Source organism: Streptomyces sp. RB17, from assembly GCF_009604455.1.
Lineage (GTDB): Bacteria > Actinomycetota > Actinomycetes > Streptomycetales > Streptomycetaceae > Streptomyces.
In genome coordinates, this window is sequence record NZ_WEGL01000001.1 from 15,099 (window position 1) to 28,697 (window position 13,599).

8 protein-coding genes are annotated in these 13,599 nt (G+C 70.3%); 4 read left to right on the forward strand and 4 right to left on the reverse strand.

The features are described from left to right. Together SRB17_RS00075 and SRB17_RS00080 are read right to left on the reverse strand one after the other, a co-directional pair. Positions 1–1,176 carry a winged helix-turn-helix domain-containing protein gene (locus tag SRB17_RS00075; protein ID WP_153533502.1) on the reverse strand — a complete coding sequence of 392 codons (1,176 nt, stop codon included), beginning with the start codon at positions 1,174–1,176 and terminating at the stop codon, positions 1–3. Positions 1,177–1,228: 52 nt separating this feature from the next. Continuing rightward, the gene (locus tag SRB17_RS00080) at positions 1,229–1,798 is read right to left on the reverse strand and encodes a GNAT family N-acetyltransferase (protein ID WP_153533504.1); all 570 of its coding nucleotides are present in this window, start codon (positions 1,796–1,798) and stop codon (positions 1,229–1,231) included. 274 nt (positions 1,799–2,072) lie between these two features. Between SRB17_RS00080 and secA the strand changes: the two genes are divergently transcribed. Then, complete coding sequence (gene secA / locus SRB17_RS00085) at positions 2,073–4,883, forward strand: preprotein translocase subunit SecA (protein ID WP_323374764.1); 2,811 nt, start codon at positions 2,073–2,075, stop codon at positions 4,881–4,883. A gap of 76 nt (positions 4,884–4,959) precedes the next feature. Here secA and SRB17_RS00090 read toward each other — a convergent pair whose 3' ends face one another. Beyond that, entirely contained in the window at positions 4,960–5,487 is a 528-nt protein-coding gene (locus SRB17_RS00090) for an Rv3235 family protein (protein ID WP_153533506.1), read from the reverse strand. Between the two features lie 330 nt (positions 5,488–5,817). On the opposite strand from SRB17_RS00090, the gene SRB17_RS00095 reads away from it, so the two are divergent. Together SRB17_RS00095 and SRB17_RS00100 are read left to right on the forward strand one after the other, a co-directional pair. Further along, a complete protein-coding gene (locus SRB17_RS00095; RefSeq protein ID WP_153533508.1) occupies positions 5,818–6,330 on the forward strand; it encodes a DUF6912 family protein in 513 nt (170 codons plus the stop codon). 66 nt (positions 6,331–6,396) lie between these two features. After that, positions 6,397–7,065, forward strand: coding sequence for an HAD family hydrolase (locus tag SRB17_RS00100; RefSeq protein ID WP_153533510.1), 669 nt, complete (start codon positions 6,397–6,399; stop codon positions 7,063–7,065). A 255-nt stretch (positions 7,066–7,320) separates the two neighbouring features. Here SRB17_RS00100 and SRB17_RS00105 read toward each other — a convergent pair whose 3' ends face one another. Beyond that, positions 7,321–7,887 carry a DJ-1/PfpI family protein gene (locus SRB17_RS00105; RefSeq protein ID WP_153533512.1) on the reverse strand — a complete coding sequence of 189 codons (567 nt, stop codon included), beginning with the start codon at positions 7,885–7,887 and terminating at the stop codon, positions 7,321–7,323. Positions 7,888–8,661: 774 nt separating this feature from the next. Here SRB17_RS00105 and SRB17_RS00110 point away from each other — a divergent pair. Next, positions 8,662–13,596: an NAD-glutamate dehydrogenase gene (locus tag SRB17_RS00110; RefSeq protein WP_153533515.1), complete on the forward strand. Its 4,935-nt coding sequence runs from the start codon at positions 8,662–8,664 to the stop codon at positions 13,594–13,596. The last annotated feature ends 3 nt before the right edge of the window (positions 13,597–13,599 follow it).

Here is a 13,599-nt window from a genome sequence, read left to right on the forward strand (position 1 = left end):
CTACCCGAGCAGGACGGCGAGTTCCCTCGTCAGCGGCTCGCGCAGGCCGGGCTCGTCCACCCGCTCCACGCGGACGTCCGCGCAGTTCACCCAGCTCGCCGCTTCGACCAGGGCCTCGGCGACCGCCGGGACCGCCTTGGGGCCGTCCAGGGTGACCTGCCTGGCCACCAGCGTGCGGCCCTCGCGCGCCGGGTCCACCCGCCCGACCAGCCGGCCGCCCGCGAGCACCGGCATCGCGAAGTAGCCGTGGACCCGCTTCGGCTTCGGTACGTACGCCTCCAGGCGGTGGGTGAAGCCGAAGATCCGTTCCGTGCGAGCCCGCTCCCAGATCAGCGAGTCGAACGGCGACAGCAGGGTGGTGCGGTGCCTGCCGCGCGGCGGTGTCGCCACGGCCGCCGGATCGGCCCAGGCCGGCCTCCCCCAGCCCTCGACCTCGACCGGCACCAGACCCGAGTCGGCGATCACCGCGTCGACCTGCTCGCCCTTGAGGCGGTGGTAGTCGGCGATGTCCGCACGTGTGCCGACGCCGAGGGACTCGCCGGCCAGCCGGACCAGGCGGCGCAGGCACTCGGTGTCGTCCAGCTCGTCGTGCAGCAGCGCCTCCGGGACGGCGCGCTCGGCCAGGTCGTACACCCGCTTCCAGCCGCGTCGCTCGACGCACACCACCTCGCCGTACATCAGCGCGCGCTCCACCGCGACCTTGGTGCCGGACCAGTCCCACCAGTCGCTCGTCTTCTTCGCGCCGCCCAGTTCCGTGGAGGTCAGCGGGCCTTCCGTGCGCAGCTGCTTGATGACCTGGTCGTAGACGCCCTCGGGCAGCTCGTGGTTCCAGTGCGGGCGGTCGCGGTAGGCGCGGCGGCGGAAGGCGAAGTGCGGCCACTCCTCGACGGGCAGGATGCACGCCGCGTGCGACCAGTACTCGAAGGCGTGGGTGCCCTGCCAGTAGGCGGCCTCGACCGTCTTGCGGCCGACCGCGCCGAGCCGGGCGTACGGCACGAGTTCGTGGGAGCGGGCGAGGACCGAGATCGTGTCGAGCTGGACCGCGCCGAGGTGGCGCAGCACGCCGCGCACTCCGGCCCGCCGGTCGGGCGCGCCGAGGAAGCCCTGGGCCCGCAGGGCGATGCGGCGGGCGTCGTCCGCGGTGAGGGTGGTGGTCGGGCGCGGAAGGGTCGTCATGCCCCGGACGATAGAGGGCGCCACTGACAATCCGCCGTGACCTGCGGCTTCGCTAGCCGCGCGCGGGCAGGTACGGCGCCGTGGACGGCAGGCCCAGGTCCGAGGGGAGCAGGGAGCCGACCCAGCAGTCCCGGCGCACCCCCTTGTTGTTGAGCGCGGAGCGCAGGGTGCCCTCGATGGTGAACCCCGCGCGTTCCGCCACCGCGCGGGAGGCGCGGTTGCCGACCTCGGCACGCCATTCGACCCGGTCGACGCCGACCGCGGTGAAGATCCACCGGCAGGCGGTCAACGTGGCCTCGGTGACGTAACCGTGGCCGCGGTGCTCCTTGGCCGCCCAGAAGCCGACCTCCGCCACGCCGAGCGAACGCATCGTGAGACCGAGCATGCCGGCGAGGTCCCCGCCGGTCAGGAACACACCGAAGGTGAACATCGAGCCCTGCGCCCAGCCGTCGGGGACCAGCTCCTCGGTGAAGCCGCTCGCGTGCTCGGGCAGATACGGCGAGGGCACCGTGGTCCAGCGCTGGATCTCGGGGTCCTGCGCGGCGTCGTACACCGCCTGGGTGTCGTGCGTGCCGACCGTGCGCAGGATCAGGCGGTCCGTGGTGAGTGTGACGGGTTCCATCGGCTGATTGTGCTCGGCGGTACGCGGCCGGGCCATCGATTTTCGCTATACGTGAGCACGTGACCACGGTTCGCGCAAATCCTCGCGCCGATGCGGCACTATCCGCGTGTCCCGTCCGTTGTCGTGGATGAGGCAGCGATGAAGCAGCCACGATGCAGCCGTCAGGGCGCCAGGCCTCCCGGCCCAGCCGGGGTCTCGCATACGATGGCCGTTGCTCAGTACGTCAAATGGAAACCGACCGTCCCAGGCCCGACCGGCAAGGAGACAAACCCCCGTGTCCGTCCTCTCGAAGATCATGCGTGCAGGCGAAGGCAAGATCCTGCGCAAGCTGCACCGCATCGCGGACCAGGTCAACTCCATCGAAGAGGACTTCGTGAACCTCTCCGACGCCGAGCTGCGGGCCCTCACCGATGAGTACAAGCAGCGGTACGCAGACGGTGAGAGCCTGGACGACCTGCTCCCCGAGGCTTTCGCCACGGTCCGCGAGGCCGCCAAGCGCGTCCTCGGCCAGCGGCACTACGACGTGCAGCTGATGGGCGGAGCCGCCCTCCACCTCGGCTATGTGGCCGAGATGAAGACCGGTGAGGGCAAGACCCTCGTCGGCACCCTGCCCGCGTATCTGAACGCCCTGTCCGGCGAGGGCGTCCACATCGTCACGGTCAACGACTACCTGGCCGAGCGCGACTCCGAGATGATGGGCCGCGTCCACAAGTTCCTGGGCCTGAACGTCGGCTGCATTCTCGCCAGCATGACCCCGGCCCAGCGCCGCGAGCAGTACAACTGCGACATCACCTACGGCACGAACAACGAGTTCGGCTTCGACTACCTGCGCGACAACATGGCGTGGTCCAAGGACGAGCTCGTCCAGCGCGGACACAACTTCGCCATCGTCGACGAGGTCGACTCCATCCTCGTCGACGAGGCCCGTACGCCGCTGATCATCTCGGGCCCGGCCGACCAGGCCACCAAGTGGTACGGCGACTTCGCCAAGCTGGTCACGCGCCTGAAGAGGGGCGAGGCGGGCAACCCGCTGAAGGGCATGGAGGAGACCGGCGACTACGACGTCGACGAGAAGAAGCGCACGGTCGCCATCCACGAGGCCGGCGTCAGCAAGGTCGAGGACTGGCTGGGCATCGACAACCTCTACGAGTCGGTGAACACCCCGCTCGTGGGCTACCTGAACAACGCCATCAAGGCCAAGGAGCTCTTCAAGCGCGACAAGGACTACGTCGTCCTCGACGGCGAAGTCATGATCGTCGACGAGCACACCGGCCGTATCCTCGCCGGCCGCCGCTACAACGAGGGCATGCACCAGGCGATCGAGGCGAAGGAAGGGGTGGACATCAAGGACGAGAACCAGACGCTCGCCACGATCACCCTGCAGAACTTCTTCCGCCTCTACGGCAAGCTCTCCGGCATGACCGGTACGGCGATGACCGAGGCAGCCGAGTTCCACCAGATCTACAAGCTCGGCGTGGTCCCGATCCCGACCAACAGGCCGATGGTGCGCAAGGACCAGTCGGACTTGATCTACCGCACCGAGGTCGCCAAGTTCGAGGCGGTCGTCGACGACATCGCCGAGAAGCACGAGAAGGGCCAGCCGATCCTCGTCGGCACGACGTCCGTCGAGAAGTCGGAGTACCTCTCGCAGCAGCTCAGCAAGCGCGGCATCCAGCACGAGGTGCTGAACGCCAAGCACCACGAGCGCGAGGCGTCGATCGTCGCGCAGGCCGGCCGCAAGGGCGCGGTGACCGTGGCCACCAACATGGCCGGTCGTGGTACCGACATCAAGCTCGGCGGCAACCCCGACGACCTCGCCGAGGCCGAGCTGCGCCAGCGCGGCCTCGACCCCGAGGAGCACATCGAGGAGTGGGCGGCGGCCCTGCCGGCCGCCCTGGAGAAGGCCGAGCAGGCCGTCAAGGCCGAGTTCGAAGAGGTCAAGGAGCTCGGCGGCCTCTACGTCCTCGGCACCGAGCGGCACGAGTCGCGGCGCATCGACAACCAGCTGCGCGGTCGTTCCGGCCGGCAGGGCGACCCGGGCGAGTCCCGCTTCTACCTCTCCCTCGGTGACGACCTGATGCGCCTGTTCAAGGCCCAGATGGTCGAGCGCGTGATGGCCATGGCCAACGTGCCGGACGACGTGCCGATCGAGAACAAGATGGTCACGCGCGCGATCGCGTCCGCGCAGTCGCAGGTCGAGCAGCAGAACTTCGAGACCCGTAAGAACGTCCTGAAGTACGACGAGGTCCTCAACCGGCAGCGCGAGGTCATCTACGGCGAGCGCCGGCGCGTGCTGGAGGGCGAGGATCTGCACGAGCAGGTCCAGCACTTCATGGACGACACGATCGACGCGTACATCCACGCGGAGACCTCCGAGGGCTTCCCCGAGGACTGGGACCTGGACCGGCTGTGGGGTGCGTTCAAGCAGCTCTACCCGGTGAAGGTCACCATCGAGGAGCTGGAGGAGGCCGCCGGCGACCGGGCCGGTCTGACCGCGGAGTTCATCTCCGAGTCCATCAAGGACGACATCCACCAGCAGTACGAGGCGCGCGAGGAGCAGCTCGGCTCCGAGATCATGCGTGAGCTGGAGCGCCGGGTCGTGCTGTCGGTCCTCGACCGCAAGTGGCGCGAGCACCTCTACGAGATGGACTACCTCCAGGAGGGCATCGGCCTGCGCGCGATGGCGCAGAAGGACCCGCTGGTCGAGTACCAGCGTGAGGGCTTCGACATGTTCACCGCGATGATGGACGGCATCAAGGAGGAGTCCGTCGGCTATCTGTTCAACCTGGAGGTCCAGGTCGAGCAGCAGGTCGAGGAGGTCCCGGTCGAGGCCGCGGAGCCGGTCGGCGAGGGTGTTCCGGAGACGGTTCCGGCGCAGGCCGGGGCGCGTCCGGAGATCCGCGCGAAGGGGCTGGACGTTCCGCAGCGGCGGGATCTGCACTTCTCGGCGCCGACCGTCGACGGTGAGGGCGGCATCGTGGAGCGCGACCTCGAGGACGACGAGCCGGTGCGGTCCGAGGCGGACGGGCTGACGCGGGCGGAGCGGCGGCGGCAGGCCAAGGGTGGGCGGCGCCGTAAGAAGTAGCGGGTCGTCCGCGGCGCTTCAGCCGTGTGCGAAGGGCCGGGTTCCTTTGGGGACCCGGCCCTTCTGCGTGGCTCCTTCAGGGGCGGGGGCCGGTTTCCACTGCTGTGCAGCGCCAGCGGAGGTCCTGGCCGCGTTCCAGGCGGAAGGCGAGGGCGCGGAGTTGGCCGCCGGCGGCGATGCGGGCGAAGACCTCCAGGGCACCCTCGGCGGGGACGTAGTAGCCGATGTCGTGGACGACGGGGCGGGCTCCGCGGGTGCGCAGGGGGCTGCGTTCGGCGAGGCGGGTCAGGTCGTCGTAGGCCTGGCCGGTGGTGTGGCGGAGCATCCAGTGGACGGGCCGCTGACCGCTCAGGACGGCCAGCAGGCGGTCGGCGAAGAGGTCGGTGGGGCGTGCCGGCGGCAGGGCGGTCTCCGGCGTTGCGCGGGCCGTGTCGGTGTTCCGGGGCACGACCGGTGGCATGTCGTCCCGTAGGCCCCTGATCGACGGCTTGCGGGGCGGGGCGCCACCTGGGCGGCGGGTGTCGTGGCGGGTCGGCGGGCGGTGGCGGGGGTGGGGAGTGCGGTTCGTCGCCTTGGGTGCGGTGCGGCTCATGACCTTGTTCATGGGGTCCCCGTTCGGCGGGCCCGGGCGATACCGGGCGGTAACTCGCTGCTGGGGATCTTGTACGGGGACCGGGAGCGGGGTGGCAAGGAGGGCGGGGACGGCTCGGAAGGGGCGGGGAGGTTCACCTATCCGAGGGGTGCGGGGCGCGTCGGACCCCGAGGCGTGGCGGGTGCACCGGGTGAATGCGTGGCCTGGAATGGACGGCTCCCGGGGCCTGGGCACAGACCCGAAAGGGGACCCGGCGCACGTATCCTGAAGGCCCTCGGGAGACGCGGCAGCGGGCCTTCCCGGGGCCTCAGCGGAGCCATTGAGCAGGAAAGAGCGGCCAGCATGCGCGTCTACGTCCCCCTGACCCTCCCCGGTCTCGCCGAGGCGCACAAGACGGGCGAGCTGGGCAGCGGCCCCTTCCTGGCGTACGCCGTCACGCCCGCGCTGCGCGAGTGGTATCTCTCCGAGGACATCGAGGAGCTGGAGTACGCGGCGCTCAGCAGGGCCGCGCTGGCCTCGCTGCGGCTGCTGGCGGCGGATCCGGGTGCGGTACGGCGCCGGGTCGTGGTCGCCGTGGACGTGGCCGACGGCGCCGCGAGCGCCGACCCGGACCGCGGGCTGGACCCGGCCGCCCTCGGCGAGGTGACCGTCACGGCGACCTTGCCGCTCGCCAAGGCGGCCGCGGTGCATGTCGACGCCGATGACGCGGAGCAGGACGTGGCCGCGGCGGCGGACGCGCTGGAGGCCGCCGACGGTGGGGACGACGACGCGCAGTTCGTCGTGGACGGCGCGGACGACCATGAGCTGCTGTGGTACGCCACGCAGGAGATCCCCCACCTCGTCGGACTCGCCTGACCCGACCTGACCTGGGCGGATTCATCGGCCGGTCCCGTTGTCAGTGGGGGCGGGTACGGTTTTGGCATGGGGATGAAGGGGAGCGCGCACATCGTCTGGGACTGGAACGGCACGCTGTTCCACGACAATGACGCGATCATCGGGGCGACGAACGCGGCCTTCGCCGAGCTCGGGCTGGAACCGATCACGCTGGAGCAGTACCGGTCGCTGTACTGCGTGCCGGTGCCGAAGTTCTACGAGCGGCTCATCGGCCGGCTGCCGACCGATGCCGAGTGGGAGCTGATGGACGAGGTCTTCCACCGGTACTACGCCGAGCACCGGGCGCGGTGTGGTCTGACCGAAGGCGCGGTGGAATTGCTCGCGGGGTGGACGTCGGCGGGGCACAGTCAGTCGCTGCTGAGTATGTATGTGCACGAGGAACTGGTGCCGCTCGTGCGGGGGTTCGGGATAGAGACGCACTTTCTGCGGGTCGACGGGCGCACCGGGCCGTCCGGCGGGAGCAAGGCCGCGCACATGGTGCGGCATCTGGGCGCGTTGAGCGAGGTTGTGAAGCCTGCGCGGACCGTGGTGATCGGGGACGCGGCGGACGACGCCGTCGCGGCGCTAGGTGCGGGGGCGCGGGCGGTTCTCTACACCGGGGGGTCGCACAGCCGGGCCAGTCTGGAGGAAGTGGGGGTGCCGGTGGTGGACACGTTGGCCGAGGCGGTGGAGGAAGCGCAGCGAATAGCGGCGTAGCCGCGGGGCCGTGCGCGGCGGTGGGGCGGCGCTTGCGAGGTGCCCTGTGCTGCAGCTGGGCGACGGGGTGGCTCGCTCGCCGGCGCTGGTGGGGTGCCGCCTCCCCGGCGGTGCGACCGCCCTCAGCGGTGGGGGTGAGGCCAGTGGTGCTGCGTTTTCCCCAGGGGCGCGGGGAACTGCGCGAGCGGCCACGACGGGTCAGCCGTCCGGCGGGGTACCGCAACCCCGACGGCGAGACCTCGCCCCCACCGCCCCTCAGCTCGCCGGTGCCTTCGAGCGCAGCACCTTGAGGAACTCGCGCATCCAGGTCGGATGGTCGGGCCAGGCTCGGGAGGAGACCAACGTGCCATCGACCACGGCTTCGGTGTCCTGGAAGCTCGCGCCGGCCGCCTGCATGTCCGGCTCCAGCGCGGGGTACGCCGTGACCCGGCGGCCGCGCAGACTGTCGATCGCCGCGGTGAGCAGCGGGCCGTGGCAGATCTGGGCGACGGGCCGGTCGGAGTCGAAGAACGCCTTGAGGATCTTGCGAAGCTCGGGGTCGTTGCGCAGATACTCGGGGGCCCGGCCGCCGGGGATGACGAGGGCCACGTACTCGCCGGGGTCCACGTCGGCGAAGGCCAGGTCGGCGGGCCAGGTGTAGCCGGGCTTCTCGGTGTAGGTGTCGTAGCCGGGCTCGAAGTCGTGGACGACGAAGCGGAGGGTCTTGCGGGAAGGGGCCGCGATATGGACCTCGTAGCCTTCCTCGCGCAGGCGCTGGTACGGGTAGAGGACTTCCAGGGACTCCGCCGCGTCGCCGGTGACGATCAGGATCTTCGCGGGCATGTCGGCTCCTCCGGGTGCTCCGGTGCTCCTGTACTCCTGGGCGGGACGCACTGTCCCTGGGCAACGTGCCGACACCGGGCGTGCTTGCCAAGGGGGCCGTCGCGGTTCCGGCCCTCGGCCGAGCGCCGGGGCCCCACCTGGCGGCAGGGTGCCCTGTTCTCAGAGTGCGGTCCGCGCCCCACCGGCGCGACCGGACGCCCGCCGCCGTACAACCGGACACCCCGCCGCCCGACCGAACGCATGTCCCACCCCAGCCCCCACGCCATTCCAGCCGCCCCGCCGCACCTCACCCACCCAAACCCCACGAACCCCACCCGACCGAATACGTCACCACGCCTCACGCCACCCCTGTGCAGAACGTCAAACTTCACCCCTCGGTTTTGTACACATACGGCTCATGACGGGCCCCGGGTGCGGAGCGATAGCCTGGTGGCGTGATCAGCGCGATATCTCGCGGGGGCGACGCTGCCCCTGCCCTGCGCCCGGGTTGCACGGAGCACCTCCGTGACCGGGCGGCGGTCGCTGGTCTTCGCGGGCGGGTCGGGGCCGCAGGAGCCTCTGGGACGCCGAGGACAACCCTGGACACGGCGGCGCAGAGAACGGCGTCACACCCGACAGGTGTGTCGAGAATGGCCGAAAACCCCCCGCTCATCTCACCTCGCGGCATAGCGTCGAAGCGGACCGGACACCCCGGGCCGTGGCGTCGAGCCGGAGGGAAAGAGACCGTACTTCCTTCTACGTCACGCAACGGCGCGCGACAGGAGTCAGAGGACAATGCAGACCAAGCTGGACGAAGCCAAGGCCGAGTTGCTCGAGAGGGCTGCCCGGGTAGCTGAGAACAGCCCGGTCGGGGGGCACCTACCGACCGGGACCGAGGGCGAGGGCTCCCCGGGTACCCCGGACAGCGAGTCCATGCTCGCGTTCCTCCAGCGCTACTACCTGCACACCGCCCCGGAAGACCTCACCGACCGCGACCCGGTCGACGTCTTCGGCGCCGCGGTCTCGCACTACCGTCTCGCCGAGAACCGCCCCCAGGGCACGGCGAACGTGCGGGTCCACACCCCGACCGTGGAGGAGAACGGGTGGACCTGCAGCCACTCGGTCGTGGAGGTCGTCACCGACGACATGCCCTTCCTCGTCGACTCGGTCACCAATGAGCTGACCCGGCGGGGCCGCGGGATCCACGTCGTCGTCCACCCGCAGTTCGTGGTCCGGCGCGACCTCACCGGCAAGCTGATCGAGGTCCTGCCGACCCCGCCGGGCGGTGACCTGCCGCACGACGCGCACTTCGAGTCCTGGATCCACGTCGAGACCGACCGGGAGACCGACCGCGCCGACCTGAAGCAGATCACCGCCGATCTGCTGCGCGTGCTGTCCGACGTGCGCGAGGCCGTCGAGGACTGGGAGAAGATGCGGGAGTCGGCGACCCGGATCGCCGACGGCCTGGAGAGCGAGCCCGTCCCGGGCGATCTGCCCCGGCCCGAGGTCGCGGAGGCCCGCGAACTGCTGCGCTGGCTCGCCGACGACCACTTCACCTTCCTCGGCTTCCGCGAGTACCAGCTGCGCGAGGACGACACGCTCGCCGCCGTGCCCGGCACCGGTCTCGGCATACTGCGCTCGGACCCGCACCACGCAGAGGACGAGAAGCACCCGGTCAGCCCCTCCTTCGAGCGGCTGCCGGCGGACGCCCGCGCCAAGGCCCGCGAGCACAAGCTGCTCGTGCTGACCAAGGCCAACAGCCGGGCCACCGTGCACCGGCCGTCGTACCTGGACTACATCGGCGTCAAGAAGTTCGACGCGGACGGCAGCGTCGTGGGGGAGCGGCGCTTCCTCGGTCTGTTCTCCTCGGCCGCGTACACCGAGTCCGTGCGCCGTGTCCCGGTCATCCGCCGCAAGGTCGACGAGGTGCTGGAGCGCGCCGGGTTCTCGCCCCACAGCCACGACGGCCGTGACCTGCTGCAGATCCTGGAGACCTACCCGCGCGACGAGCTGTTCCAGACGCCCGTCGCCGAGCTGCAGTCCATCGTCACGAGCGTCCTCTACCTGCAGGAGCGGCGGCGGCTGCGGCTCTACCTGCGCCAGGACGAGTACGGCCGCTACTACTCGGCCCTCGTCTACCTCCCGCGCGACCGCTACACCACCGGTGTCCGGCTGCGGATCATCGACATCCTGAAGGAGGAGCTCGGCGGCGTCAGCGTCGACTTCACCGCCTGGAACACCGAGTCGATCCTCTCGCGGCTGCACTTCGTCGTCCGCGTCCCACCGGGCACCGTGCTGCCCGAGCTGTCGGACGCCGACAAGGACCGCATCGAGGCCCGCCTGGTCGAGGCCGCCCGGTCCTGGGCCGACGCGTTCGCCGAGGCGCTGACCGCCGAGTGCGGTGAGGAGCACGCGGCCGAGGTGCTGCGCCGCTACAACCACGCCTTCCCCGAGGGCTACAAGGCCGACCACACCCCGCGCGCCGCGGTCGCCGACCTGGTCCACCTGGAGCAGCTCAGCGAGGACAAGACGTTCAGCCTGAGCCTGTACGAGCCGGTGGGCGCCGGGCCGGAGGAGCGCCGGTTCAAGATCTACCAGAAGGGCGGCTCGGTCTCCCTCTCGCACGTGCTGCCGGTGCTCAGCCGCCTCGGCGTCGAGGTCACCGACGAGCGGCCGTACGAACTGCGCTGCGCGGACCGCACCACGGCCTGGATCTACGACTTCGGTCTGCGCATGCCCAAGGCGGGCAGCGGCGACCACCTCGCCGACGACGCCCGCGAGCGCTTCCAGGACGCCTTCGCCGCCACCTGGACCGGCAAGGCGGAGAACGACGGCTTCAACGCCCTGGTACTGAGCGCCGGGCTGACCTGGCGGCAGGCGATGGTGCTGCGCGCCTACGCCAAGTACCTGCGGCAGGCCGGTTCGACCTTCTCGCAGGACTACATGGAGGACACCCTCCGCAACAACGTCCACACCACCCGGCTCCTGGTCTCGCTGTTCGAGGCCCGGATGTCGCCGGACCGGCAGAAGGCCGGTCTCGAGATCACCGACGCCCTGCTGGAGGAGCTGGACGCGGCCCTGGACCAGGTGGCGAGCCTGGACGAGGACCGGATCCTCAGGTCCTTCCTGACCGTCATCAAGGCGACCCTGCGCACGAACTTCTTCCAGGAAGCGCGCGGCGGCAAGCCGCACGACTACGTGTCCATGAAGTTCGACCCGCAGGCCATCCCGGACCTGCCGGCGCCGCGCCCGGCGTACGAGATCTGGGTGTACTCGCCGCGCGTCGAGGGCGTGCACCTGCGCTTCGGCAAGGTCGCCCGAGGAGGCTTGCGCTGGTCCGACCGGCGTGAGGACTTCCGCACCGAGATCCTCGGCCTGGTCAAGGCGCAGATGGTGAAGAACACCGTCATCGTGCCGGTCGGCGCCAAGGGCGGGTTCGTCGCCAAGCAGCTGCCGGACCCGAGCGTGGACCGGGACGCGTGGCTGGCCGAGGGCATCGCCAGCTACAAGATGTTCATCTCGGGCCTGCTCGACATCACCGACAACATGGTCGCCGGCGAGGTCGTGCCGCCGCAGGACGTGGTCCGGCACGACGGCGACGACACCTACCTGGTCGTCGCGGCCGACAAGGGCACCGCGACCTTCTCCGACATCGCCAACGGGGTCGCCGAGAAGTACAACTTCTGGCTCGGCGACGCCTTCGCCTCCGGCGGCTCGGCCGGTTACGACCACAAGGGCATGGGCATCACCGCGCGCGGTGCCTGGGAGTCCGTGAAGCGGCACTTCCGTGAGCTGGGCGTGGACACGCAGACCGAGGACTTCACGGTCGTCGGCATCGGTGACATGTCCGGTGACGTGTTCGGCAACGGCATGCTGCTGTCCGAGCACATCCGCCTGGTCGCCGCCTTCGACCATCGGCACATCTTCATCGACCCCACCCCGGACGCGGCGACGGGCTACGCCGAGCGCCGCCGCCTGTTCGAGCTGCCCCGTTCCAGCTGGGCCGACTACAACACCGAGCTGCTGTCGGCGGGCGGCGGGATCTTCCCGCGCAGCGCCAAGTCGATCCCGGTCAACAGCCACATCCGCGAGGCCCTCGGCATCGAGGGCAAGGTCACCAAGATGACCCCGGCCGACCTGATGAAGGCGATCCTGCAGTCGCCGGTCGACCTGCTGTGGAACGGCGGCATCGGCACCTATGTGAAGGCGTCGGCGGAGTCGAACGCGGACGTCGGCGACAAGGCCAACGACGCCATCCGCGTCGACGGCAAGGACCTGAGGGTCAAGGTCGTCGGCGAGGGCGGCAACCTGGGCCTGACCCAGCTCGGCCGGATCGAGTTCGCCACGCACGGCGGCAAGATCAACACCGACGCGATCGACAACAGCGCGGGCGTGGACACCTCCGACCACGAGGTGAACATCAAGATCCTGCTGAACGGCCTGGTCGCGGACGGCGACATGACGGTCAAGCAGCGCAACAAGCTGCTCGCCGAGATGACCGACGAGGTCGGTGCGCTGGTCCTGCGCAACAACTACGCGCAGAACACCGCCCTGGCCAACGCCCTGTTCCAGGCCAAGGACATGCTCCACGCCCAGCAGCGGTTCCTGCGTCACCTGGTGCGCGAGGGCCACCTGGACCGGGCGCTGGAGTTCCTGCCGGCGGACCGTCAGATCCGCGAGCGCCTCGGCCAGGGCCTGGGCCTGACCGGCCCGGAGACGGCCGTCGTCATGGCGTACACGAAGATCACGGTTGCCGAGGAGCTGCTGGCGACCTCCCTGCCGGACGACCCGTACCTGCGCGGCCTGCTGCACGCGTACTTCCCGACGGCCCTGCGCGAGCGGTTCGCCGAGGCCGTCGACAACCACCCGCTGCGCCGTGAGATCACCACGACCGTGCTGGTCAACGACACGGTCAACACGGGCGGTACGACCTATCTGCACCGGCTGCGCGAGGAGACCGGCGCCTCCCTGGAGGAGATCGTCCGGGCCCAGACCGCGGCCCGCGCGATCTTCTGCTCGGCGCCGGTGTGGGACGCGGTCGAGGCGCTGGACAACAAGGTCGACGCGGCCGTCCAGACCCGGATCCGGCTGCACTCTCGGCGGCTGGTCGAGCGCGGCACGCGCTGGCTGCTCAACAACCGGCCGCAGCCGCTGCGGCTCGCCGAGACGGTCGAGTTCTTCGCCGAGCGGGTCGAGCGGGTCTGGCAGGAGCTGCCGAAGCTGCTGCGCGGCGCGGACCTGGAGTGGTACCAGCACGTGTACGACGAGCTGTCCGCGGCCGGCGTCCCGGACGAACTCGCCACGCGCGTGGCCGGGTTCTCCTCCGCCTTCCCGTCGCTCGACATCGTGTCGGTGGCCGACCGCATGGGCAAGGAGCCGCTGGACGTCGCCGAGATCTACTACGACCTCGCCGACCGGCTCGACATCACCCAGCTGATGGACCGCATCATCGAGCTGCCCCGCGCCGACCGCTGGCAGTCCATGGCCCGTGCCTCCATCCGCGAGGACCTGTACGCGGCGCACGCGGCGCTCACCGCGGACGTCCTCGCGGCCGGCAACGGCACCTCCACCCCCGAGCAGCGCTTCAAGGCCTGGGAGCAGAAGAACGCGCCCATCCTGAGCCGGGCGCGCAGCACCCTGGAGGAGATCCGCGGTTCGGAGACCTTCGACCTCGCCAACCTGTCGGTGGCGATGCGGACGATGCGGACGCTGCTGCGCACGCATTCGTAGCCG

Coding starts and splice junctions, on each gene's coding strand:
- SRB17_RS00075 (WP_153533502.1), bottom strand. CDS start 1,176: ATGACGACCCTTCCGCGCCCGACCACCACCCTCACCGCGGACGACGCC.
- SRB17_RS00080 (WP_153533504.1), bottom strand. CDS start 1,798: ATGGAACCCGTCACACTCACCACGGACCGCCTGATCCTGCGCACGGTC.
- SRB17_RS00090 (WP_153533506.1), bottom strand. CDS start 5,487: ATGAACAAGGTCATGAGCCGCACCGCACCCAAGGCGACGAACCGCACT.
- SRB17_RS00095 (WP_153533508.1), top strand. CDS start 5,818: ATGCGCGTCTACGTCCCCCTGACCCTCCCCGGTCTCGCCGAGGCGCAC.
- SRB17_RS00100 (WP_153533510.1), top strand. CDS start 6,397: ATGGGGATGAAGGGGAGCGCGCACATCGTCTGGGACTGGAACGGCACG.
- SRB17_RS00105 (WP_153533512.1), bottom strand. CDS start 7,887: ATGCCCGCGAAGATCCTGATCGTCACCGGCGACGCGGCGGAGTCCCTG.
- SRB17_RS00110 (WP_153533515.1), top strand. CDS start 8,662: ATGCAGACCAAGCTGGACGAAGCCAAGGCCGAGTTGCTCGAGAGGGCT.